The sequence below is a fragment of the Streptomyces tibetensis genome, from assembly GCF_007655005.1.
Lineage (GTDB): Bacteria > Actinomycetota > Actinomycetes > Streptomycetales > Streptomycetaceae > Streptomyces > Streptomyces tibetensis.
Map to the genome: position 1 here is coordinate 248,419 of NZ_SZVW01000013.1, position 21,621 is coordinate 270,039.

The 21,621-nt window shown below is 70.0% G+C and carries 23 protein-coding genes; 10 read left to right on the forward strand and 13 right to left on the reverse strand.

Annotated elements, in window-relative coordinates; translation table 11 throughout:
* Positions 1-12 precede the first annotated feature (12 nt).
* Together FDO69_RS23310 and FDO69_RS23315 are read left to right on the forward strand one after the other, a co-directional pair.
* Positions 13-888: a geranyl diphosphate 2-C-methyltransferase gene (locus tag FDO69_RS23310; protein WP_104781783.1), complete on the forward strand. Its 876-nt coding sequence runs from the start codon at positions 13-15 to the stop codon at positions 886-888.
* A gap of 167 nt (positions 889-1,055) precedes the next feature.
* Positions 1,056-1,451 carry a DUF6281 family protein gene (locus tag FDO69_RS23315; protein ID WP_104781784.1) on the forward strand — a complete coding sequence of 132 codons (396 nt, stop codon included), beginning with the start codon at positions 1,056-1,058 and terminating at the stop codon, positions 1,449-1,451.
* A 15-nt stretch (positions 1,452-1,466) separates the two neighbouring features.
* Here the strand turns inward: FDO69_RS23315 and FDO69_RS23320 are convergent, their stop codons facing one another.
* Positions 1,467-1,820 (reverse strand): putative quinol monooxygenase, encoded by a 354-nt coding sequence (locus tag FDO69_RS23320; RefSeq protein ID WP_104781785.1) that lies wholly within the window; start codon positions 1,818-1,820, stop codon positions 1,467-1,469.
* A gap of 63 nt (positions 1,821-1,883) precedes the next feature.
* Between FDO69_RS23320 and FDO69_RS23325 the strand changes: the two genes are divergently transcribed.
* Positions 1,884-2,234, forward strand: a complete 351-nt coding sequence (locus FDO69_RS23325; RefSeq protein WP_104781786.1) for an ArsR/SmtB family transcription factor — start codon at positions 1,884-1,886, stop codon at positions 2,232-2,234.
* A 17-nt stretch (positions 2,235-2,251) separates the two neighbouring features.
* On the forward strand, positions 2,252-2,620 hold the full coding sequence (locus tag FDO69_RS23330; protein ID WP_104781787.1) for a VOC family protein: 369 nt from the start codon (positions 2,252-2,254) through the stop codon (positions 2,618-2,620).
* Between the two features lie 63 nt (positions 2,621-2,683).
* On the opposite strand, the gene FDO69_RS23335 is transcribed toward FDO69_RS23330, so the two are convergent.
* Both FDO69_RS23335 and FDO69_RS23340 read right to left on the reverse strand, forming a co-directional pair.
* Positions 2,684-3,859, reverse strand: coding sequence for a spore photoproduct lyase family protein (locus tag FDO69_RS23335; RefSeq protein WP_104781788.1), 1,176 nt, complete (start codon positions 3,857-3,859; stop codon positions 2,684-2,686).
* 189 nt (positions 3,860-4,048) lie between these two features.
* Positions 4,049-4,426 (reverse strand): DUF6223 family protein, encoded by a 378-nt coding sequence (locus tag FDO69_RS23340; protein ID WP_167526661.1) that lies wholly within the window; start codon positions 4,424-4,426, stop codon positions 4,049-4,051.
* A gap of 217 nt (positions 4,427-4,643) precedes the next feature.
* Here FDO69_RS23340 and FDO69_RS23345 point away from each other — a divergent pair, with 217 nt between their 5' ends.
* Together FDO69_RS23345 and FDO69_RS23350 are read left to right on the forward strand one after the other, a co-directional pair.
* On the forward strand, positions 4,644-5,771 hold the full coding sequence (locus FDO69_RS23345) for a sensor histidine kinase (RefSeq protein WP_104781790.1): 1,128 nt from the start codon (positions 4,644-4,646) through the stop codon (positions 5,769-5,771).
* Complete coding sequence (locus FDO69_RS23350) at positions 5,768-6,430, forward strand: response regulator (protein WP_104781791.1); 663 nt, start codon at positions 5,768-5,770, stop codon at positions 6,428-6,430. Before FDO69_RS23345 ends, FDO69_RS23350 begins: the two co-directional genes overlap by 4 nt.
* A 237-nt stretch (positions 6,431-6,667) precedes the next feature.
* On the opposite strand, the gene FDO69_RS23355 is transcribed toward FDO69_RS23350, so the two are convergent.
* Positions 6,668-7,390 (reverse strand): dienelactone hydrolase family protein, encoded by a 723-nt coding sequence (locus FDO69_RS23355; RefSeq protein ID WP_104781792.1) that lies wholly within the window; start codon positions 7,388-7,390, stop codon positions 6,668-6,670.
* Between the two features lie 306 nt (positions 7,391-7,696).
* Complete coding sequence (locus FDO69_RS23365) at positions 7,697-8,785, reverse strand: extracellular catalytic domain type 1 short-chain-length polyhydroxyalkanoate depolymerase (protein WP_167526662.1); 1,089 nt, start codon at positions 8,783-8,785, stop codon at positions 7,697-7,699.
* A gap of 369 nt (positions 8,786-9,154) precedes the next feature.
* Between FDO69_RS23365 and FDO69_RS23370 the strand changes: the two genes are divergently transcribed.
* Positions 9,155-10,696, forward strand: a complete 1,542-nt coding sequence (locus FDO69_RS23370; protein ID WP_104781793.1) for a 3-hydroxybutyrate oligomer hydrolase family protein — start codon at positions 9,155-9,157, stop codon at positions 10,694-10,696.
* Here the strand turns inward: FDO69_RS23370 and FDO69_RS23375 are convergent.
* Positions 10,671-11,408, reverse strand: a complete 738-nt coding sequence (locus tag FDO69_RS23375; protein WP_104781794.1) for an NIPSNAP family protein — start codon at positions 11,406-11,408, stop codon at positions 10,671-10,673. The genes FDO69_RS23370 and FDO69_RS23375 overlap by 26 nt on opposite strands.
* A 66-nt stretch (positions 11,409-11,474) precedes the next feature.
* Complete coding sequence (locus FDO69_RS23380; protein ID WP_104781795.1) at positions 11,475-11,918, reverse strand: Rrf2 family transcriptional regulator; 444 nt, start codon at positions 11,916-11,918, stop codon at positions 11,475-11,477.
* 130 nt (positions 11,919-12,048) lie between these two features.
* On the opposite strand from FDO69_RS23380, the gene FDO69_RS23385 reads away from it, so the two are divergent.
* On the forward strand, positions 12,049-12,453 hold the full coding sequence (locus FDO69_RS23385; RefSeq protein ID WP_138430151.1) for a hypothetical protein: 405 nt from the start codon (positions 12,049-12,051) through the stop codon (positions 12,451-12,453).
* Between the two features lie 163 nt (positions 12,454-12,616).
* Here FDO69_RS23385 and FDO69_RS23390 read toward each other — a convergent pair whose 3' ends face one another.
* Positions 12,617-13,273 (reverse strand): DUF1326 domain-containing protein, encoded by a 657-nt coding sequence (locus FDO69_RS23390; RefSeq protein ID WP_104781797.1) that lies wholly within the window; start codon positions 13,271-13,273, stop codon positions 12,617-12,619.
* 112 nt (positions 13,274-13,385) lie between these two features.
* Positions 13,386-14,222: a DUF2182 domain-containing protein gene (locus FDO69_RS23395; protein ID WP_104781798.1), complete on the reverse strand. Its 837-nt coding sequence runs from the start codon at positions 14,220-14,222 to the stop codon at positions 13,386-13,388.
* A gap of 262 nt (positions 14,223-14,484) precedes the next feature.
* Between FDO69_RS23395 and FDO69_RS23400 the strand changes: the two genes are divergently transcribed.
* The gene (locus FDO69_RS23400) at positions 14,485-15,510 is read left to right on the forward strand and encodes a 6-phosphofructokinase (RefSeq protein WP_104781799.1); all 1,026 of its coding nucleotides are present in this window, start codon (positions 14,485-14,487) and stop codon (positions 15,508-15,510) included.
* Between the two features lie 4 nt (positions 15,511-15,514).
* Here FDO69_RS23400 and FDO69_RS23405 read toward each other — a convergent pair whose 3' ends face one another.
* From FDO69_RS23405 to FDO69_RS23420, 3 genes are all read right to left on the reverse strand, one after another.
* Positions 15,515-16,402, reverse strand: coding sequence for a universal stress protein (locus FDO69_RS23405; protein ID WP_104781800.1), 888 nt, complete (start codon positions 16,400-16,402; stop codon positions 15,515-15,517).
* Between the two features lie 332 nt (positions 16,403-16,734).
* A complete protein-coding gene (locus tag FDO69_RS23415) occupies positions 16,735-17,787 on the reverse strand; it encodes a fatty acid desaturase family protein (protein WP_234388056.1) in 1,053 nt (350 codons plus the stop codon).
* Between the two features lie 247 nt (positions 17,788-18,034).
* On the reverse strand, positions 18,035-19,555 hold the full coding sequence (locus FDO69_RS23420; protein ID WP_104781852.1) for an alpha/beta hydrolase: 1,521 nt from the start codon (positions 19,553-19,555) through the stop codon (positions 18,035-18,037).
* 121 nt (positions 19,556-19,676) lie between these two features.
* On the opposite strand from FDO69_RS23420, the gene FDO69_RS23425 reads away from it, so the two are divergent.
* The gene (locus FDO69_RS23425) at positions 19,677-20,621 is read left to right on the forward strand and encodes a helix-turn-helix domain-containing protein (protein ID WP_104781801.1); all 945 of its coding nucleotides are present in this window, start codon (positions 19,677-19,679) and stop codon (positions 20,619-20,621) included.
* Positions 20,622-20,727: 106 nt separating this feature from the next.
* Here the strand turns inward: FDO69_RS23425 and FDO69_RS23430 are convergent, their stop codons facing one another.
* Positions 20,728-21,501, reverse strand: coding sequence for a polysaccharide deacetylase family protein (locus FDO69_RS23430; RefSeq protein WP_104781802.1), 774 nt, complete (start codon positions 21,499-21,501; stop codon positions 20,728-20,730).
* Between the last annotated feature and the right edge of the window lie 120 nt (positions 21,502-21,621).

Here is a 21,621-nt window from a genome sequence, read left to right on the forward strand (position 1 = left end):
ACGGACACCTCTGTGACCACTGAAACGACCTCCACCCTCTCCGCGAAGATCCCGGCCCCGGCGACGCCGTACCAGGGGGACATCGCCCGCTATTGGAACAACGAGGCGCGGCCGGTCAACCTCCGTCTCGGTGACGTGGACGGGCTCTACCACCACCACTACGGCATCGGCGCCGTGGACCACGCCGCGCTCGGCGACCCGGCCCACAGCGAGTACGAGAAAAAGCTCATCGCGGAGCTGCACCGGCTGGAGTCGGCACAGGCAGAGTTCCTCATGGATCACCTCGGCACGGTCGGGCCCGACGACACCCTCGTCGACGCCGGCTGCGGGCGCGGAGGGTCCATGGTCATGGCCCATCGCCGCTTCGGCTGCAAGGTGGAGGGCGTCACCCTGTCCGCCACCCAGGCCGACTTCGGCAACAGGCGCGCGCGAGAACTGCGGATCGAGGACCACGTCCGCTCCCGCGTGTGCAACATGCTCGACACGCCCTTCGACAAGGGCAGCGTCACCGCCTCGTGGAACAACGAGTCGACGATGTACGTCGACCTGCACGACCTGTTCGCCGAGCACTCCCGCTTCCTCAAGGTGGGCGGCCGGTACGTGACGATCACCGGCTGCTGGAACCCCCGCTACGGCCAGCCGTCGAAGTGGGTCTCCCAGATCAACGCCCACTTCGAGTGCAATATCCACTCCCGCCGCGAGTATCTGCGCGCCATGGCCGACAACCGGCTCGTGCCGCAGACCATCGTCGACCTCACCCCGGACACGCTGCCCTACTGGGAGCTGCGGGCCACGTCCTCGCTGGTCACCGGGATCGAGAAGGCGTTCATCGAGTCCTACCGGGACGGCTCCTTCCAGTACGTCCTGATCGCGGCCGACCGCGTATGAGCCCGACCTCGCGGGGGCCGGGACCGTCTGTACGGGCCCCGGCCCCGCGAGGGGCGCCCAGAAACCGCCCGAACGAACAGGACCTCCACTCCGTCGGTGTTGATGAGGCCGGACACGTCTTCGGACTCGGACATGTCGGTTGAGGATTCGAACCTGGAGGTCCCCTCATGCGCTGGGCCAAGCGATCCGTGCTCGCACTGCTGACGGCAGCCGCCGCGGCGTCGGTTTCCGCCTGCGAGCCGGAGGAGGACAGCGGCGAGGCCGCGGCGTCGTGCGCCTACGTGGTGACCTACGAAGGTCGCACCTACCGGGATGTCGCCAACGTGGAGTTCACCGTCGGCAACGAACTGGGCACAGCGATCCAGCCGCCCTGTGACGACACCGGCGGTCGGAACAAGGGCGAGGAGCCGTCCACGACGGAAACCGCCTACGCCGTCGACGGCCTCCCTCCCACCGTGGCCATCGCCGTCGGAGACGCACCCGACGACGTGAAGTTCCTTGCGATCGACTCCGGCAACGGACTGCCCCCCGAGGTGAAGAAGCTGATCGCCGACTCCTGGTGACCACGCAGTGCAGCGCTACGCATCCTGCCGTGGGCCGCGGGCCGGAGTCTCTGCGGTGAGCGGAGTCAGCCAGTGGATCTCCAGGTCCTCACGCAGGTACTCCATGCGAGTCTCCTGGAACCGGACAAGATCGGGTCGGGCGAGGTGCCTGAGCAGGTCGTCACCGGAACGCCACAGCTCGTAGAAGACCAGCGTCGTGGGGTCGGCGGCAGCGCGGTGCACCTGATACTGCCAGGCGCCCGGCTCGGCGCGAGTGGGCTCGACGAACGAGAGCAGCAGACGCTCCAGTTCTTCGGCGCGTTCAGGGCGCGGCCGGGCGAATCCGCAGATACCGACAGGGCCGCTTCCTTCAGGTACGACAATGTTCATACCTGGGAGATTAATCAGGCACCGAGGTACGATGCAACTCATACCTGCGGCTGAAGGAGGATCGTGGACCTCGGCACAGTGTTCGCCGCGCTCGCGGACGACTCCCGGCGGAAAGTGATCGCCGAACTCGCGAGCGGTCCCGAGGGCCAGGAGCGCGCCTGCGGCTCGTTCGACCTGCCGGTGAAGAAGGCCACGCGTACGTACCACTTCCGAGTGCTGCGCGAGGCGGGCCTGGTGGCGCAACGCGACCACGGCAACGGAAGCGCACTGAGACTCCTCAGAGCGGACATCGAGGAGCACTGCCCCGGCCTGCTGCAGCTCCTCGTGGCCGAGCTCAGGCAGTCGAGCGAACGTAGTACGGAGGCCACAGGCCGGGGCGGAACGGACTGCTCACCTGGTGCTGCAGCGCTGTAGGCACCATAGTCAACGGGATGATCGGAAAGCTTCACGCCATCGTCATCGACTGTCCCGACCCGTCCGAGCTCGCCGACTTCTATGAGCGTCTGCTGTCACTCAGCCGACTCGAGGACACGGTGGAGTTCGTCGTCCTGGGCACAGCGACAGGAAGGGAAGTCGTGGCATTCCAGCGAGACCTCGACTTCCGACCGCCCCAGTGGTCCGACCCCGACCGTCCTCAGCAGATGCACATCGACGTCATGGTCGCGGATCTTGACCTGGCGGAGCCGCAAGTGCTCGCGTTGGGCGCAACACTGCTCGACGGGTCGGACAAGCCAGTCGGATACCGGGTCTACGCCGACCCGGTCGGTCATCCCTTCTGCCTTGTCACTCCACCGGAATGAACTGAGGGGCCCGGCGTCTCGGTCGTCGGCCCGGACGGCCGCCTCACTGGTCCCGCCCGATGCTCAGAAGGCGTACCGCACTCGGAGCCACGGCGCGTGGCGGTCGATCAGGGTGCGTAGTGTCTGTACGGCCTCGCTCTTGACGCTGTTGCGGTAGCGGAGGTTCCGTGCGCCGTTCTCGGAGCGCTTGGCCTGTTGGAGTTCCGGCCGCCACAGGGCCTCCTCGGCGCGTGGATGCCAGCCGAGGTTGACCTCGTGCAGCTCCTGGTTGTGGGTCAGCATGATCACCTCCGCGGCGGCCTGCTGTTTCACCCGCCGGGGCAGGACGTCGTCGAGGTGGGTGAGCAGCTCGGCCCAGGCGTCCTGCCACCCGGGGCGGACGACCACGGGGGAGAGGTTGAAGTGCACCTCGTACCCCGCGTCCAGGAAGTCCGCGGCGGCGCCGATCCGCTCGGCGACGGGTGAGGTGCGCACATCGAGCAGCCGGGCGTCGTCCGGCGGCATCAGCGAGAACCGGATGCGGGTGCGGCCACGCGGGTCGTAACCCAGCAGGTCGGGGTTGACGAACTTGGTGGCGAAGGACGCCTTCGCCGTGGGCCACTCCCGGAAGGCGTGCACCAGGTCCGCGGTGTTGTCGCAGATCAGCGCATCCACGGAGCAGTCGCCGTTCTCCCCGATGTCGTACACCCACGCCTCGGGGTCGCACTGGTTCGGCTCGGGCTTGGGCCCCTGCCGTGTCACATGCCGGGCGAGGTGGGCGATGATCCTTTCGATGTTGGTGAAGACGGTGATGGGGTTGGCGTACCCCTTGCGCCGGGGCACGTAGCAGTAGGCGCAGGCCATGGCGCAACCGTTGGAGGTGCCGGGAGCGATCCAGTCCGCGGACCGGCCGTTGGGGCGAGTGGTGAGGGTCTTCTTCTCACCCAGGACCAGCGTCTCCCCCTTGATACGCACCCAGCGCTCGATGTTGCCCTGGTTGCCGTGCAGCCCGGGGATGCGCCAGTGCGAGTCGACCATCGTCATCCGGGCGTCGGGGAACCGGGCGCTGATCTGCCTTCCGCGTGGGGACGCGGCAGCCGCGGGCTCGGCGTAGATCTCCCGCACGGGCAGCAGCCGGCGTGCCACGGCGGAGACGCGGAACGCGGAGGGCCGGTCGGGTGCGGTGGGGCCGGGGGAGAGGGCGTCGAGCCCGAACAGTACGTCCGGGTCGCCGTCCGGGCTGCCGGACGGGTGGTGCATGAGTGCTCCCGTACGGATGGGCGCGAGGGGGAAGTGGGCTTCCCGTCACTCAACTGTACGGGGCACGCACCGCCCCGGCTCGAAGTGACCGCCCTCGACCCGGGCGATCTCTTCGCGGCCCGCCCGCCCACCCTCCGCCCCCGCACACCCCGATCCGCGCCACGCCGTACAGGCCGGCCCCTGCCACCGTCAGCCGGTGCGCCGAGCGCGGATGAGTGCCAGACCGCTGAGAACCGTGCCGATCAGCCCGAAGGCCAGAGCCATGCCACCTGCGACCACGCCGTTGCCGGTGCCGGGGCCCCCGTCGGCGACCGCCAGGTTCACCACGCCCATGGACAGGCCGATCAGTCCCGCCGCCAGGGCCATGAAGGCCCTGTTTCGCCGGTTGCCGATGCCGCGACGACCGGCGGAGCGGGCCAGAGCGAGTCCGCCGATGATCAAGCCGGCCAGTGCCACGAGGGCAGCCGTGCTGCCTACCAGTCGCCCGGAGGTCAGGCCGGTGGTGGCAGCGGACTGGACCGCGATGTGCGCGGCTGCCGGTGCGGCGATCACGAGTGAAACTGCCATGAGAGGCCTCCTCGTCTCCTGCTGTTCGACGTCGGCCCAGCATGTCCGTCGGCCCCGCGTCGGTCGTCCAGCGGACGCAGACAATGCGCGCTGCTGCCGGAGGTCCAGGTGCCTCCTGCGGCTGCGGCAGTCGAGCCGCGACTACCGCGGGCGCGGTAGTCGGCGTCTCGTTCGTCAGCGGGACTCGCCCGTGACGGCGTCCGACTAGGGTGCGCGCATGGGCAGAGAACGATCAGGGGTCCCGGCCGCTGTCCGCGACTGCGCGGTCGCCATCGGCGTGGCGGCGCTGCAGGTGGGCAGGGGGATGTCCGCCGGGAGCTCCACGGCGAACAGTGACCTGCTCGGCTATGCGCTGCTGGCGGGCGGCGGGCTGGCCTTGGCGGCAGGCCGCCGCGCTCCCCTTCTGGTCCTGACCGTCACCGCACTGAGCGCGGTGGGGTATCAGGCGGCCGGGTTCGACGTGCTCGCCGTCTCCTATCTGGTCGCCGTGTACGGCGCGGTGCGGGCCGGACACCGTGCCGTCACCGTGGCGGTGTCCCTCGCCCTGCTGCTCGCTCTCCACCTCACCGCGCTCATCGTCCGGGACGAGCCGGTGCGCGAAGCGTTCGGGCGGGGTGGCGGCGTACTCGAGATCGCCTGGCTGATCGCGGCCTTCGCCGCCGGGGAGGCCGTACGGCAGGCCGAGCGGCGGGCGGAGGAGGCCGAGCGGACCAGGGAGGAGACCGCGCGGCGGCGCGCCGACGAGGAGCGGCTGCGCATCGCGCGGGAGCTGCACGATTCGCTCACTCATCAGATCTCCGTGATCAAAGTGCAGTCCGAAGCCGCGGTCCATGTAGCCCGCAGACTCGGCGAGCAGGTACCGGAAGCGATGCTGGCCATCCAGGAGGCCGGCCGCGAAGCCAGCCGGGAACTGCGCGCCACGCTGGAGGCGCTGCGCGACGACGACACGACCCCGCCGCGCGGGCTCGACGAAGTCCACGACCTGGTGGAAAACTCCCGGACGTTGGGACTCGACACCACGCTGACGATCGACGGGCGGCAGCACGACGTACCGGCCGCGGTGGACCGGACCGTCTACCGGATCGTGCAGGAGGCGCTCACCAACGTCGCCCGGCATGCCGACGCCACCACCGCGGCGGTCCGCATCAGCTGTCTTCCGGATTCCCTCGCCATACGCATCGACGACGACGGCAAGGCGATGTCGGCCACCGCCCCGCTGCCCGGCCTCGGTCTGCTCGGCATGCGCGAACGCGTCACCGCCCTCGGCGGTCGGCTGCGCGCCGAACCACGGGACGGGGGAGGCTTCACCGTCCAGGCCGAACTCCCCGTGGACCGGGCCTCATGATCCGTGTCCTGCTGGTCGATGACCAGCCCCTCATCCGCAGCGGATTCCGCGCGCTCCTCGATCTCGAGGACGGCATCGAGGTGGTGGCCGAGGCCGCCGACGGCGAAGAGGCCCTCGAACTCGCCGAAAGGCACCTGCCCGACGTCGCGCTCATCGACATCAGGATGCCGGTCGTCGACGGCATCGAGGCGACCCGGCGCATTGCCGCGGACCCGGCCCTGGCCGGGGTGCACGTGGTCATCCTGACCAACTACGGCTTGGACGAATACGTCCTCGACGCCCTGCGCGCCGGCGCCACCGGGTTCCTGGTCAAGGACGTCGTGCCGGAGGACTTCCTGCACGCCGTACGTGTCGCCGCTCGTGGCGATGCCCTGCTCGCTCCCTCGATCACCCGCAAGTTGATCAACCGGTACGTCACCCAGCCACTCCCCACCGATGCCGGCACAGGCCTGGAGGAGCTGACCAGCCGCGAACGCGAGGCCGTGGTCCTGGTCGCGAAGGGGCTGTCCAACGAAGAGATCGCCGCCCATATGGTGATCAGCCCGCTGACCGCGAAGACGCACATCAATCGCGCCATGGCCAAACTCCGAACCCGCGACCGCGCCCAACTCGTCGTCCGTGCCTACGAGTCCGGCTTGATGGCCCCACGCAGCTCTTGACCCAGCGTCACCCACACCACGGAACGGCAGTGCGGGACCCGGGCCGAAGGCCACAGCGTGGGGCTCGGCCACCGACCTCGGGCAGCAGCTCCCAGGTGGATGAACGGCGAGCTGTTCATCCACCTGGGCGGCTCCTCCCATCACCGCTCGTCGCCGACCTTTCCGAACGGTTCGGGCGTGTGGCCGCGGTGGCCCCTGCTTCCTACGGGCTCCTCCACGCCCGGTGCCGTCCCGGCCTCACTTCAGGTGCCGGTCCAAGAACCGGCACCCGTCCTCCAGCTCGAACGACGGAGTGCCGGTGTGCCCTCCCAGATTGGCGTGGAGTGTCTTCTCCTTGCTGCCGAAGGCGTCGAACAGGTCCAGAGCCCGTTGCCGGGGATTCCCCTCGTCGTCCCACTGAAGGAGGAACAGCAACGGAATGGTGACCTGCCGGGCCTCCTCGCGCTGGGCGCGGGGCACGTACCCGCCGGCGAAGAGGCCTGCGGCCGCGATGCGCGGCTCGGCCACCGCCAGCCGAATGCCGAGGGCGGTCCACCCCCCGGAGTACCCGACCCGGCCGTCGATCTCGGGAAGCTCGAGAAGGGCATCCAGAGTGGTCTGCCATTCCGGGACCGCGTTTTCGACCAGCGGCCCGACGAAGGACTCCAACATCTCGTCGACCGGCTCGCCTGCCCGCATCGCCCGGCGGAGGTCTCCACGGGCCTGCTCGGCGGCGGCGGAGCGGGGACGGTCACCGCACCCGGCGGCGTCGATGGTGGCCACCGCGTAGCCGCGTCCCGCGGTGTACCCGGCCCGGGCCACGAGCCGGGGATCGGCCTTGGGCAGGCCGTTGTTGTGCGCCATCAGGACCAGTGGGGCCGGCGTGGAACCCGGTGTCCACAGCGTGCCGGGGATCTCGCCGAGGGTGAATTCGCGCTCGAGGACGCCGTCGTCGAGACGCCGTTCCGTGGTGAACTGCATGGTCGTGCCTTTCGGGAGTGCGCTGGAACGGCGCTCCCGGGCGACCTACCGCCCGACCGTGACCCCTGAGGGGAGCACCCATGTCGATTCTGCGTTCACGGGTACCACCTCCTCGTTCTCTCGCACGGCCTCCGGAAACGTAGCACCGGTCGCCGCGGTCCCACCAACGGTTTTGCGCGAGCTCGGCGCTCGATCCCACCGGCACAGTCCGGCACCTCGTCCCCGTCGCCACGGCGGCTGGACCTGCTTCCGATGCACCGCTGTGACAGACCGTGTACGAGGCCGCGCCGCCGACCGGCTTCCGCCTCAGCGAGACGGCGGTGTCGGTGGTGCCATGACCCTCAGCCCTGTGGGTGCGGGCAGGATGTCTGCGTCCTCGTCACCGTCGAGCCCCCAGAAGCGGGCGGTGTGGTAGCTGGAGCAGATGGTGTCGAGGTAGTAGCTGCCGGCGCTGCCGCACTCTTCGACGCCGCTGCCCGGGTCGACGGCCAGTCCGTGCCCCATGCCGGGCACGGAGTACACCTCGACGGCGGATCGGCCGGAGGCGTCGTCGAACACGGTCAGCGTGGTACCCCCGCCGAGGCTCTCCATACGGGACGGCGTCTGGCCGATGCCCCACACGTTCGTCCACTGGTCGCGCAACTCAACGGCGTTGGCGGGCTTCACGGTGGTGTCGGCGGTGCCCTGCCAGATCGCCACGCGCGGCCAGGAGGTCGTGCCGGCCGGAGCGGCGGAACGCACCAGGTCCCCCCACTGGGCCGGGCTCCTGTCCGGCGGGCTGTACATACAGGTGTAGGCCGTGATCGCGCTGCTCGCGCAACGGGCGGGCAGGCCGGAGCCGATGGCCCCGCCCGCGAAGACGTCGGGGTAGGCGGCCAGCATGTTCGCCGTCATGGCGCCGCCCGCGGACAGGCCCGTGATGTAGATGCGCCGGGTGTCGCCGCCGTACAGCGAGACGGCCTTGTCCACCATCTGCTTGATCGACAACGCCTCACCCAGACCGCGTCCGCTGTCGCCCGGCTCGAACCAGTTGAAACAGGAAGTGGCGTTGTTGGAGCGGCTGGTCTGGGGGAGGACCAGCGCGAAACCATAGCGGTCGGCGTACTTGGGCCAGCCGGAGTGCGCGTAGTAGTCGTTCGCACTCTGCGTGCAGCCGTGCAGGGCGACGACCAACGGGGCACCGGCGGGCAGCGCGTCGGGTGCGTAGGTGTACATCGACAGGTTGCCCGGGTTGCTGCCGAACGCGGGGACCTGGACCAGACCCGCGGCGGATGCTTGCGGGCTGACGGCGAGCAGGCCGCCGGTCAGGACGAGAGCCCCGGCGGCGGTGACCCAACGGCGCATGCTTCCGGCGAGGGTCCGCGAGAAACGGAACGCAGGACGCGACTGTTCCATGACGACTGCCTCCTGATGCGTGGGGGGGGCTCGCCGGTACCGACAGGACCGGTGACCGGTGAGGAGTGCATCATCGGGGTTTCCGAGCCGGCGTCGGCATGGGTGGGACAGCCATGAGTGGCGAGAACCTGTGTGATGGCGGGACATTTCCCGGCACGTGAAGGACCGTGTATGGCAGGAGCGCTCAGGCTGGTGCCCATGGGCGGCACGGTCGATCCGCGCCCTGGGGGCACGGTCGACCCGGCCCGCGTCCGGTGGTGCCGACCGCTATGCCATGACTCCGGATCGTGTTCGGCAGCCCCATATGCCGTGATGTAGCAGCGCCATAGCCTCCCGTTCGTCCCTGAAGGCGACCGCGGAGGTACCCGCATGCGTCCCTCTTTCCGCCCCCTGCCATGTTCCTGGCGACGCGGTGGACCGGCGGCGGCCCTCGCCCTGGCCGCCCTCACACTCGCACCCGGGCCCACCCCGTTGGCACCGGTGAACTCGGACGGTGGCCGCTGCACACGCCTCACCCACCTGCGCGTACCGGGGGCGGAACACCAACGGGCCGCCTGCCTTGAGGAGTTGACCACGGCCGGCACCGTGACCTCGGGCCACACCGACCCTGCCGACTGGGCGGGACTGACCCCGCAGGGCCTGGCCGTGCCGGAGGGGGTCCCCGGCGTTCAGATCGACGGCTACTTCCCGGACACGTCCACCACCAACACCAACAACCGATGGGACCACGACGCCCAGTTCGTCATCCGGCTGCCCGACCGGTGGAACGGCGGGCTGGTGGTCGCCGGCACCCCCGGCAACCGGGAGCAGTACGCCAACGACCGGGCCATCGCCGACTGGGTGCTCTCCCGCGGCTATGCCTACGCCGCCACCGACAAGGGCAACACCAGACCGGCCTTCTACCGGGACGGCAGGAAGCCGGGCGACGCCATCGCGGAATGGAACGACCGGCTCACCCAGCTCACCCGAGCCGCCCGCGCCACGGTCGCCCGGCACTATCACCGACCGCCGTCACGCACGCTGGTGACCGGCATGTCCAACGGCGGATACCTCGTGCGCTGGCAGTTGGAGAACCATCCCGGTCTCTACGACGGGGGCGTGGACTGGGAGGGGACACTGTGGCGCTCCGACGGTCCCACCCTGCTGAACTTCCTGCCCGAGGCGCTGCGCAACTACCCCGTGTTCGCCACCGGGGGTGAGAGAGCCGACGCGGCGCGCAGGGCTCTGCATGGCGCCGGTTTCCCGGCCGGCTCCGAGTTCCTCTGGCCGTACCACCACAAGGTCTACTGGGATCTGACCCAGCGCGTCTACCGTGAGGAACTGGACCCCGCTTTCGACGGCCCGACCGAGGCGGGCACGCCCTTCTGCGCGCCGGGCACGTCGGCCTGTGACGCCGACTACGACTACGCCGCGCGTCCCGACGAGGTTCGCACAGCTGTGGACAGGATCGCTCTGACCGGCAGGATCGGCAAACCGTTGATCACCCTGCACGGCACCCTGGACGTCCTGCTGCCGATCACCCAGGACTCCGACCTCTACGCCCGTATGGTGCGCCAGGCCGGCCGGAGCCCACTGCATCGCTACTACCGCATCGAGGGCGGCACCCACACGGACGCCCTGGCGGACACCTACCCGGGGCGCCTGCGCCCGCTCACGCCGTGCCACCGCGCGGCCTTCACGACCCTGGAGACCTGGCTACGTCCAGGACACCACCCACCCTCTTCCCACACGGTCCCGCTGCCCGTCGAAGCGGATGCCGCGGCACTTCTGAACACCTGTCCCCTGGATGGGCCCGGCGATGCCACCCTGAAGGCCGAGGCCCGTACCACCCCCCCCGCGACCCGCGGAGGTCGGCTGATCGACACTGCCACTGGCGCCGTGGAACTCACCGAAGTATCGACCGCGCGGTAGGTGCCAGCCGCAGCTGTTGCGGGGCCCTGACCCACCGTTCCGAAAGAGCCGGCAGCACCTCCTCGCGCCAATGTTCCGAATGCTGCAAGCGATTCCGGTAGTCGTCGAGGTGGCTTTCGTCGCTGAAACGCGCACACCATACGAAGACCTCGTCGTCGGTCCGAACCGGCAGCGCCGGGAAGGTGTTCGGGGCGTGCTCCGACCGCAGGTACGCCAGTGGCTCGCCGCCGGCCTCGGCCAGCACGGGGCGCACGCGCTGCTCGAAGAACTCGACGAACGGTGCGTCGAACGGGCCGTGGCCGTACCAGATCGTCGCGAGGACGAGCGACGGTGGCGACGACGCCCGCTCACCGGGAGCCGGGCGGGCGCCTTCCGGCACGGGGAAACCGCCGCGCGCCGAAGCCGGCCGCAGCAGCAGCACGTCATCGGAGTCGATCATCGTCGCGTTCGCCTCGTCGCGGTGTGCCTGCCAGACCGGTCCGCCGTAGAAGCTCTCCAGGACTTCGGCTCGGCGCGACATGTTTTCGAAGCCGCGCAGCCAAACGAAGCGGTCGGGGTCGTCCAGGTCCCGGAACTGCCCCAGGACGGTCGCGCCCACTGCCTCCTGGGACTCGATGAACTCCCGGTCGAACAGATCGATCAGTACGTCTCGCTGTCCTGAGTGCAGCGTGTACTGCCGTAGTTCGACGACCGGGCTCCGTAGAGCTTCCACAGGCCTTGCTCCCCTTCGATTGCTGAAACAATCTTTGTCACAACAAGTGGTACGGCGACTGTCCGGCTACCGGCCTGTCGGCTGGTTCGTCAGCGTCTCGCGCAGGACGTCGGCGATCGAGGTGTCTGCCAGCTCCCGCCGTATGGCCTGCTCGACACGGCCGTAGGCCCCGCTGAGGGCGGGCCGGATACCCCGGCCGACCGGACACTCCAGATTGGGCTCGGTGTGGTGCAGGCCGAACGGTGGTTGCGCATCGACGGCGTCATACACCTCGAGCAGGGTGATCCCCTCGGGCTCACGCGCCAGACTCCAGCCCGCACCGGCGCCGCGGCGGACGTCCACGAGCCCGGCCCGCCGCAGATCACCGAGGCTGCGCCGGATGATCACGGGGTTGGTGTTGACGCTGGCCGCGACCTGCTCCGAAGTGAGAAGCTCCTGGCCGCGACGCTGCGCCAGCGCAAGCCAGACCAGCGCGTGCGTCGCGATGGTCAATCGACTGTTCGCCGCCATCACCCCTCCTTGTCGCAACAGCTTCTGTTACATCCGAGCGGGCAGTCAAGCCAGGCCACTCGTCGAGTACTTGACGCTGCGCGACCTCCGCGGGTTGTACGACGAGAGGGAACTTGGCAGGGTCACGTGTGTGGAATCACCAGTGCTCAGTCCGGAGGACTACGCCTCGATCCATCACGCGGGGCAGGCTTTGGCCGGGCGATACGGCGTTGTCACGCTCAACGCCATGCTGGAGGCCTGGGCGTTCTTCGTCGAGGACGTCGAGGACGGTTTCGACGCGGACAGTGCCTTCGAGTACCGACATGACGTGCAGTGCCGGGACTGGCTGGCCGAAGCATGGCCGATGCTGACCGAAACCGTGCGCTCCCTTCGCGAGGCGGAGCTGAGAGAGCTCGACGCTCGTTACCTCAGTGCGACCGTGCCTCTGCTGGGAGTCGGTGCCGACCGCGCGGAACCCGGAGGCGGGCGATGGTGGCGCCATCGGCGGCCACGGCTCGTCGAGGGCGGGGAGGTGTGGCTGCCGCCCGGATGGTGAAGCGATCGGGAAGCTGGTGGGGCGGATGTCCTCCTCTGGTCGCTCGTCCGGGACGCCGTGTGTGCCGGCACCCTTGACGGCTTAAGGCCGAGGTCGACCTTCGCGCCTCCGGCAGCCGGAGCGCTGGAACCGGAAGCCGGGCTTCTCGCCGCACTGTTCGCGCTCAGTCGGGCCCGGTCCAGTCGAAGGGGAAGTATTTGCTCGACTTTCCCGAGCGTTCCCAGGAGAAGCCGAAAGCGTCGGCGCGGTCCGTGGTGGCCCGTCCCCAGGTGGCGACCTGGCCCGGCCCTACCTCGGCGCCCGGAGCGTTGTGGACCTGGACGCGGGCGCCCTGCGGTGTCGTCGGGCCGGCGAGCGCTTCGGCGGTGGCCGTGACCCGGCCGGGGATCTCGGCTCTCCAGGTGGCGAGGTCCTCGTCGATCTCCACACGGATCGGTGCGAAGTCCATGCCGCGCATCTCGGGGCGGAGCATCTCCCCGAACCGTGCCGGCCAGCCCCCGGCCTCACCGCCGAAGACGGTTGCGAGTGCGGCGCGCTGCCGGTCGTCGGCGCGTTCGTCGAGGAAGACCGCGGCGTACGCGTCGCTGTGCTCGCCGGCCCAGACGTTGCCCACGAAGGCGCCCAGCATCAGGACGTTGAGATCGTCCAGGCGTACGTCGCCGTAGTTGCCCTCACGAATGTGCCAGACCAGCACGCCCTCGCAGTCCCCGTAGGTCGGAGCCTGCGCGAACGTGCAGGGGCACGGTATGGCGCACTTGCACACGTCGAACCAGTCGCCCACCAGATGCCAGCTGGTCCCGGCGCTGATCTGTTCCGTCATCTCGCATCCCTCCCGTCGAGCCCGAGGGAGCTCCATCGGAGTGGCGAGACCGCATGTCCCGAGCCCGCACGCGGATCGCGAGGCGGCCTCTCTCCCAGCTTGCCGCAGGTGCTCACATGTCGCTCATCGAAGGCGCAGGTTCCTGCAGCCCCGGCAGCAGCCAGTCCTGGAACGGCGCAAGCACGGCGAGGACGAGGAAGACCACACCCACCACTCCCGCGAGCAAGGGCCCCCGCGACCACAGTTTCTCCGCGAAGATCACCACCGCCAGCCCGGCCATCACCGCCACGTTCATCACGCCGAGCGGTATGAGGACGACCATCAGCCCCGCGCAGCAACCGGCGCAGTACCCACCATGGTGGAGGCCCACCCGCAGCTCGCGGGCGGGCTGCCGGAACCCGGCGTAGCGCACCAGCTGGCTCATGGGGTCTCGGCAGTGCCGAAGGCAGACGTTCTTGAGAGGGCCCAGTTGGTACAGGCCCGCCAGCAGGAAGGCCCCCGCTCCGATCCAGCGTCCCGCCGTAGGTTGCTCGGCCACCAGGTCACCGGTGAAGTCCAGAGCGACGTAGGCGAGCAGCCCGAAGGCCGTCCACACCAGCAGATACCCGCCCACGAACTCAACGATGTGCCCCGCCCGGCTCCACCCGGACGACCGGCGCACGAGCCCCCGTACCCAGGTGAGGGCCACCGGCGCCATGGACGGCAGCATCATGGCCGCCATCATCGCCAGCCACAGCAGAAGGAAGAGGGGCAGCGCCAGCCCCATCGTGCCGGGCTCGACGCCCATGCCCCGGGCCTGCCCGACGGTCAGCACCCAGGCGGGCACCGTGATCAGGACGACCAGCGACCAGGCGACCGCGAGTTCCCGCGCCGGCAGCAACCCACCGCCCGACCCGGTGGGGGCGGGCGACCGCACGGAGACGAGGACGGAAGTCCGGAAATGCCGCATCGGTGCACTCCCTGCGTACTACATCAGGACAGCACGCCCCTCACCACTCCGCGACTCCGCGACTCCGCGACTCCGCGACTCCGCGACTCCGCGACTCCGCGACGAAATCATCGTCGCCTTCCGGGCGGGCGTCCTTCGAGTGGCCATCGTGGACGGAAGAGAGGGACGCTGTAAGCGAGGCGGCGGTTCCTGCCCTCTGGTCGGCCACGGCCGTCGCGAGGGGCGCCGGCGGGCAGCGTGTGCGGCGGACGGGAGAAAACCCATGAAGGTCGGAGTGCTGACCGGTGGCGGGGACTGCCCCGGCCTCAACGCCGTGATCCGCAGTGTCGTGCGCAAGGGTGTCCAGGACTACTCGTTCGACTTCGTCGGGATCCGCGACGGCTGGCTGGGTCTGCTCAAGAACGATGTCGTCCCCCTGGACATCTCCAGCGTCCGGGGGATCCTTCCCCGGGGCGGGACCATCCTCGGCTCCTCCCGAACGAACCCGTTCAAGCACGAGAACGGGATGCAGCGTGTACGGGAGACCCTCGCCGCGCACGATGTGGACGCGCTCGTCGTCATCGGCGGAGAGGACACTCTGGGGGCGGCCATGGAGCTCAGCCGACAGGGCATCGATCTGGTCGGCGTGCCGAAGACCATCGACAACGACGTCACGGGCACCGATTACACCTTCGGCTTCGACACCGCCGTCGGCATCGCGACAGAGGCCATCGACCGCCTCCACACCACCGCCGAGTCACACATGCGAGCCCTGGTCGTGGAAGTGATGGGACGGCACTCCGGCTGGATCGCCCTGCACGCCGGCATCGCGGGCGGCGCCAACGTGATCCTCATCCCGGAGCGGCCCTTCGACATCGAACAGGTCTGTGAGCAGGTGAAGAGCCGGTTCCAGATCAACTACGCGCCGATCGTCGTCGTGGCCGAAGGTGCCGTCCCCAAGGAAGGGCAGTTGATCGTCAAGGACCAGTCGCTGGACGAGTTCGGTCATGTACGACTCTCCGGCATCGGTGAATGGCTGGCCCAGGAGATCTCGGCACGCACCGAGAAGGACGCCCGCACCACGGTGCTGGGGCACATCCAGCGCGGTGGCACCCCGAGTGCCTTCGACCGATGGCTGGCCACCCGCTTCGGGCTGCACGCGATCGAGGCCGTCAAGGACGGGGACTTCGGCTGCATGGTCGCTCTCGAGAGCACACGCATCGTCCGCGTGTCCTTGGCGGACGCCACGGCGGAGAACAAGGTGGTGGAGCCGTCGCTGTACGACGAGTTCGAGGTGTTCTTCGGCTGAGTCGTCAGTCTCCGTGCGGTACGACCGTGACCGGACAACGGGCATGGTGCAGCACGGCATGGGCGACCGGGCCCAGCCGCCCCTCGGCCGCCCTCGGGTCGGTGCGGCGCCCGATGACGAGCAGGTCCGCTCTCCGGGAGGCGTTCAGGAGCGCTTCCGCGGCGTGCAGCAGCATGAGGTCGGTGGACACCGTCACCCGCGGGTACTTCTCCTGCCATGGACGCAGTGCGTCGGAGAGCCCCAGCACCTCCTGGTCTTCCCAGGTGGCGCGGTCTTCCTCGGTCACCACGAAGGAGCGCGGGGAGACCGATTCCGCGGGAAGGGCCCAGGCCTGCACCACGCGCAGGCGGGCCGTGCGCGTGTCGGCCGTCCTGAACGCGAAGTCGGCCGCCTCGCCGGCCGGCCGGTGGGCGTCGAAGCCCAGCACGACGATGCCGGTGCCGCGAGGCGCAGCCGTTCCGCCGGCGAAGGTGCTGGTGGGGCGGGGGACGAGTACGACGGGGCAGGGGGCCGCTGCTGCCGTCCGCAGGGCGACCGAGCCGACCACCAGATCCTGGAAACCGCCTGTTCCGCGCGTGCCCACGACGAGGAGTCCGGCATCGCGGGCGGCGCCGAGAAGAGCGACGGCGGGCGGCTCGTCCGCCTGCTCGCCCGTCACTTCGAGGTCCGGGTAGCGGCCGGCGAGGTCCTCGACCGTCCGCTGGACCACCCGGGCGCCCATCAGGTGCAGGCGTTCCAGCGCCGGGCCCGGAACAGTGGGGCCGGAGAGCCGCGGAGCCACCTGCAGCAGCCGTAGCGGAACACCGCGAAGAGCGGCCTCCCGCGCCGCCCACTCGGCCGCTGCCGCCGCACACTCGGATCCGTCGATGCCCGCCAGAACAGGGGGACGCATCCCGGCCTCCTTCGTCCGGCCCACACCCTCCAGGGCGCCGTGTCTCCTCGTCTCCACTGTTCCACGCCACGACCGCTCCGGCGCCCGGGCGGAAGGGCTCACCGACGTTGGCTACCACGGGGCGCGGCAGGCTGCCGAGGCGCGGCCTGAGTAGCTTCTCCAGCAGCTTCCCCCGCTTGGGCACTCGCCCCTGCTCGAAGATCCCTCACGGACGGCCACGCCCCTGCTGGCTTTCACCGCTGCCCGAGCCGGTCGGACGGAATGAGAGGGCGGGGCGCTCTGCGGATTCCACCATCCGCTTGCGGAGGGTCACAGCCGGGCGGTCCGGCGGGTCAGCCCTCCGCCGGGGCGCGCAGCGGCTCGCCGACGCTCCTGAGATGGCGCAGCGCCTCCCGGTGCGAGGCGATCAGTCCCGTCTGGTGGTAGGGGATGCGCAACTCCGCGCAGTACCGCTCGGTGATGACCTGGGCGCTGGCCAGTGCGGGTGTCGGCATGCTGGGGAAGAGGTGGTGCTCGATCTGGTAGTTGAGCCCGCCCATGAAGGCGTCGACCAGTGCGCCGCCCCTGACGTTGCGCGAGGTGAGAACCTGGCGGCGCAGGAAGTCCAGCCTGCTCCCCTCCTCGATCATCGGCATCCCCTTGTGGTTGGGCGCGAACACCGAACCGAGGTAGATCCCGAACAGGCCTTGGTGGACGGCGAGGAAAAGGAGTGCCTTGGCGGGGGAGAGGACGGTGAACAGGCCGCCGAAGTACACCACGAAATGCGCCACCAGGAGCGCGCCTTCGAGTGCGGGCCTCTTCATCGAGGGACTCTTCAGAGCTCGAAAGCTGCTGAAGCTCAGATTCAGCCCTTCCAGGGTCAACAGCGGGAAGAAGAGCGCGGCCTGGTGCTTTCCGACGAAACGCGGCAAACCCCGGGCCGCGCGCGCCTGTCGGCGCGACCAGACGAGGATGTCCGGCGAGACGTCCGGGTCCTTTTCCTCGTGGTTGGGGTTGGCGTGGTGCCGGGTGTGCTTGTTCATCCACCACCCGTAGCTCATGCCCAGCAGCAGGTCGGCGACCAGCAGTCCCCCCACCTCGCTGGACCGCCGACGGGAGAAGACCTGTCGGTGGGCGAGGTCGTGGGCGGCCAGCCCGAGCTGACCGAAGACCACGGCCAGGGCGACGGCGACGAACACCTGGCCCCAGCTGTCGCCCAGTGCGACGAATGCGCCGACACACCCCGCGAGAGCCAGGGCGACCAGTCCGAAACGGACGGTGTAATACAGCGGACGACGCCGGAGAAGTCCGGCCTCGGCTATCCGCCGAGACAATTCAGAGAAGTCACTTCCCTTGTTCTGCTGCTGTCGTTCTCCTCGCGTCGGCGGGTCCATCTGCGGCGCCATCGATGTGGTCATGAGGCTCAGTATCCAGAGCATTCTCCGCCGGCATAATGACGTCCACCCCCTGACGGGGGTGGAGTTAGCGCCACCATGGTTCCGGGGGGAGACCGCAGACGCGGCGAAGTCCGGGCCGGCGCCCGCCGTGGCATCCGGCCCTCCACGCTTCACCGCCCCCGGGGTGCCACCATGCCCGGAACGAAGACCTCCCCATGTGCAGCCGGCGAGCCGGCGCATCGCCGAGGGTGGGGACTCACCCCGTCAGGTGGGCGACCACCGAGCGCATCGCATGCCGCAGGGCCGGGACCGTTTCCTCAGGTGCGTCCACGGTTTCGAACCCATGATGGCCGTTGGGGACATCGACCACTTCGAGTCGCGCTGCGCACTTCTCGGCCGCGGTCACGAACGCTTCCACGGTCGCGGCGATCTCGGGTGCCTCCCGCCCGGCACGGAGGAGGACGACAGGCAGGGGCCCCGCCTCGTCGACCGCCCTGGCGGGGTGGAAGCGGCTGCCTGCCATTCCCCAGGCGGGAAGGGGGGCGAGGATGGGGTAGGAGGCGGCCAGGCAGCGCAGCCAGGCGGGAGGCCGGGTGAGCCAGTCCGCGGTGAGGAGGCCGCCGCCGGAGAAGAACCACAGGGCGATCCGGTCGGCGTCCACCCGGGCGTCGGCCCGCACCAGTTCCACCGAGGCGGCGATGTCCGCGGCGGCCCGTTCGTAGTCCGCGATGTCGTGAAGACCGTGGTCGAGGGTTGCGCCGATCATGCCTTCGGCGGCGGCCAAGCGGGCGTAGCCCACCAGGGTCGGCCACTCACGCGGGCGCGGCCGCGCTCCGGCGGGCACGGGTCCACCGTGCACGAACACCACGGCCGGTCGCGGGCCGTCGCCGTCGGGGACGTACAGATCGACTTGACCCTGGCGGTCGCGAGGCGGCTCGGGGAGGTCCAGCGGGAACGGGCGCAGGTGAGCGGGCGGCGCATCGTCGCCGACCGGCCGCAGGCGGTGCCCCTCACCGGCCGCGGCCCGCAGCAGGACGTCTGCCAGTGCGGCGGGACACGACAGCATCGGCCAGTGCCCGGTGGGAAGTTCGAAGAAGGTGACCTGAGGTTGGGTCAGGGCGGCCAGCGCGGGGTCGCCGAAGTCGACGAGCCTTTGCACCAGGCCGATACTGGCGCCGTTCCCGGCGCACAGCACGCCGGTGAAGGGAACCGCGGCGACCGCTCCGGTCAGCCGCAGCGGCTGCAGCAGGGTGCCCAGCGGCTGTGGGGCCGCCAACGCGGTCAGCCGCTCCAGGGACGCCCCGTCGACACCATCGGTACTGCCCCAGCGTCCCCATTCGTCCTGAGCCGGTGGCGCAAGCACGCCCTCCCGCTCGCCTGCCTCGGCGCGTTCGGCCAGCAGCGCGCGAAGCGCCTGGTCCGGCACGGCGGCCAGTGCCGGAACACCGTTCTGCGGTATCCCGCTGTCCAGGTACACCACGCGTGCGATGCGCTCCGCACGCCTGTCTGCGGCGCCGATCACCGGATGGATGCCGTAGTCGTGACCCACGAGCACGATCTCCTGCCCGGACGTCACGTCCACCGCGTCGATCGCCGCGATCACGTCCTCGATGTGCGTCTCCAAACCGACGTGCGCCGGGGTGGCGGGCCGGGCCGGGTCGACGCCCGTCAGCGGCACCGCGTGCGCCGCGCTGCCCGCCGCGACCAGCCGCGCGGCCGTCTCCTGCCAGACATGAGCCCCGGTGAACACACCCGCCACCATGATGAACACCCGCACAAAGCCCTCCCCGGACTCGTCCATGACGCCGCGCCGGTCGCGTACGCCATCGTCCGCGGGCGACGGCGTCTGCCCGGCCCGCGCCCAGGTACCGTAGGAACTCCCCCTGAGGGAGGTTCAACTGTCCACTTCGCACGAGCACTTGTGGAGCATCGGGGAGCTCGCCGAGCGGGCCGGTGCCACCGTGAAGACCGTCCGCTTCTATTCCGACCAGGGCCTGCTGCCCGAAGCAGCCCGCACCAGTGGCGGACACCGCCGCTACGGCCGCCAGGCGCTGGAACGACTCCAGCTGATCCGCTCCCTGCGCACCCTTGACCTGCCCCTGCCCCAGGTACGCCGCATCCTCGAAGACCAGGAGGCAGCCGGCCGGGCATTGGAGGGCGCCCTGGACAGCCGTCTGCGAGAGCTCGGCAGTGAGCTGAAGGCGCTGCGCTGGCGGGAAGCGGCACTCCAACTGGTGCGGGACTGCCCGCCGGCTCAGCGGGCCGGCCGGCTGACGCTGCTCAGCTCGCTGAACACCCCGCCGAGCACCGCACCACTGGCCAGGTTCTGGCGCGCCTGGCTGCCGGCACGGATGCCGCGCCCGGCAACCGCGGCATTCCTGGAGGCGGCCGTCCCCCAGCCGCCCGACGAACCGCACCCGTCCCAGGTGCTCGCCTTCGCCCGCCTGCATGCGATGACGACGGCTCCCTGCCCAGGCGGTCGGCAGCCCCAGCCGGAGATACACCGAGCAGCAGGGGCCGACGGTGCCGTCCTGCTGTACGCGGGCCTCATCGAAGCCTTCGAACTCGCAGCCCCACACGTGCGCCGGGCACAGGACCCGCAGCCGGGCGAGGCCCTGGACGCCTACGTCGCGGCGTACGCCAGCGCCTACCGCAGCCGTGACACCGACGAGTTCCGCCGCTCGCTGGCGACCCGTCTGTCGGCCGAGGCACGGCTGGACCGGTACTGGGAACTCGCCTCCGTCGTCCTGACCCCGCCCGGCAGCCGCCCGCAGCCGACCCCGGGCTCCGCGGACGACTGGCTGCGTGCGGCACTGCAGCTGGACAACGCGGGAGCAGCGTGAAGCACGTCCCACGAGACGCTTGGCGACATTCCACTCGTACGCTGCGATGTCGGCGGCATCCGGGAGAAGGCCGGACTACCGGCCCGGCATGTCGGAGCAGGGCCGCTCAACGCACCGGGAAGCCACAGGAGTAGCCCTGCTCCTTGAGCCAGGGGAGGATCCGCCGCAGCGCCTCGACGGTCTGGGACCGGTCGCCGCCCGCATCGTGGAAGAGAAGCGTCGGCCCGTTGGGCAGTTCCCGCTCCACGGTGGCGACGATGGCGTCCGTGCCGGGCCGCTCGAAGTCCTTGCTGTCCACGTTCCAGCCCAGCGGCCGCATCCCCCGGGACGCGGCGAGCTTGCGGCTGTACGGGGTGAAGGCTCCGCCGGGCGCCCGGTAATACATCGGCCGGACACCTCCGGACGCCTTGGTGATCATGCGTTCGGCGTCGAGGATCTGCCGTGACTGGTAGGCGTGGGAGTTCTTGTCCATGGCGGTGTCGTGCGACACGGAGTGGTCGCACAGCCGATGCCCGTCCGCGACGACCTTCTTCACGAGGTCCGGGTGCGCCTGCGCCTGCGTTCCCACCATGCAGAACGTGGCCTTCACCCCGTACTCCCGCAGCACGTCGAGCACTTGAGGGGTCCACACGGGGTCGGGGCCGTCGTCGATGGTGACGTTGACGCCACGCGCCCCCTTCTCTGAGGCGTGCGCGATGCTGACGGCCACCGGCTCGGTGTCACCGGCGGGCGAGACGGAGGCCGTTGCGTTCGGTGCCGACGTGCCGGTGGCGCCGGCCTGCGCGGTCCACACCGACGCGCCGGTGGCGAGCACCGTCACCCCGAGCGCCGCCCCGATGACCTTGCCGTACCAGCCCCGCCCACCACCGTGCCGCGCCATGTCCGCCCCGCTCTTTCGAAGTTCCTCGCCCGATCCCGGCCACCTGACAGGACGAGGGACGACGACTGGGGGATCCCTCCGTTACGGATCTCGGACAATTCCGCAGGGGGGCACGGACAA

Bases quoted from the DNA above. Each gene is read 5' to 3' on its own strand.
- FDO69_RS23350 (WP_104781791.1), top strand. From the start codon at position 5,768: ATGATCCGTGTCCTGCTGGTCGATGACCAGCCCCTCATCCGCAGCGGA.
- FDO69_RS23335 (WP_104781788.1), bottom strand. From the start codon at position 3,859: ATGCACCACCCGTCCGGCAGCCCGGACGGCGACCCGGACGTACTGTTC.
- FDO69_RS23395 (WP_104781798.1), bottom strand. From the start codon at position 14,222: ATGCGGCATTTCCGGACTTCCGTCCTCGTCTCCGTGCGGTCGCCCGCC.
- FDO69_RS23370 (WP_104781793.1), top strand. From the start codon at position 9,155: ATGCGTCCCTCTTTCCGCCCCCTGCCATGTTCCTGGCGACGCGGTGGA.
- FDO69_RS23345 (WP_104781790.1), top strand. From the start codon at position 4,644: ATGGGCAGAGAACGATCAGGGGTCCCGGCCGCTGTCCGCGACTGCGCG.
- FDO69_RS23400 (WP_104781799.1), top strand. From the start codon at position 14,485: ATGAAGGTCGGAGTGCTGACCGGTGGCGGGGACTGCCCCGGCCTCAAC.
- FDO69_RS23315 (WP_104781784.1), top strand. From the start codon at position 1,056: ATGCGCTGGGCCAAGCGATCCGTGCTCGCACTGCTGACGGCAGCCGCC.
- FDO69_RS23340 (WP_167526661.1), bottom strand. From the start codon at position 4,426: ATGGCAGTTTCACTCGTGATCGCCGCACCGGCAGCCGCGCACATCGCG.
- FDO69_RS23430 (WP_104781802.1), bottom strand. From the start codon at position 21,501: ATGGCGCGGCACGGTGGTGGGCGGGGCTGGTACGGCAAGGTCATCGGG.
- FDO69_RS23405 (WP_104781800.1), bottom strand. From the start codon at position 16,402: ATGCGTCCCCCTGTTCTGGCGGGCATCGACGGATCCGAGTGTGCGGCG.
- FDO69_RS23320 (WP_104781785.1), bottom strand. From the start codon at position 1,820: ATGAACATTGTCGTACCTGAAGGAAGCGGCCCTGTCGGTATCTGCGGA.
- FDO69_RS23415 (WP_234388056.1), bottom strand. From the start codon at position 17,787: ATGGCGCCGCAGATGGACCCGCCGACGCGAGGAGAACGACAGCAGCAG.
- FDO69_RS23330 (WP_104781787.1), top strand. From the start codon at position 2,252: ATGATCGGAAAGCTTCACGCCATCGTCATCGACTGTCCCGACCCGTCC.
- FDO69_RS23390 (WP_104781797.1), bottom strand. From the start codon at position 13,273: ATGACGGAACAGATCAGCGCCGGGACCAGCTGGCATCTGGTGGGCGAC.
- FDO69_RS23365 (WP_167526662.1), bottom strand. From the start codon at position 8,785: ATGGAACAGTCGCGTCCTGCGTTCCGTTTCTCGCGGACCCTCGCCGGA.
- FDO69_RS23355 (WP_104781792.1), bottom strand. From the start codon at position 7,390: ATGCAGTTCACCACGGAACGGCGTCTCGACGACGGCGTCCTCGAGCGC.
- FDO69_RS23380 (WP_104781795.1), bottom strand. From the start codon at position 11,918: ATGGCGGCGAACAGTCGATTGACCATCGCGACGCACGCGCTGGTCTGG.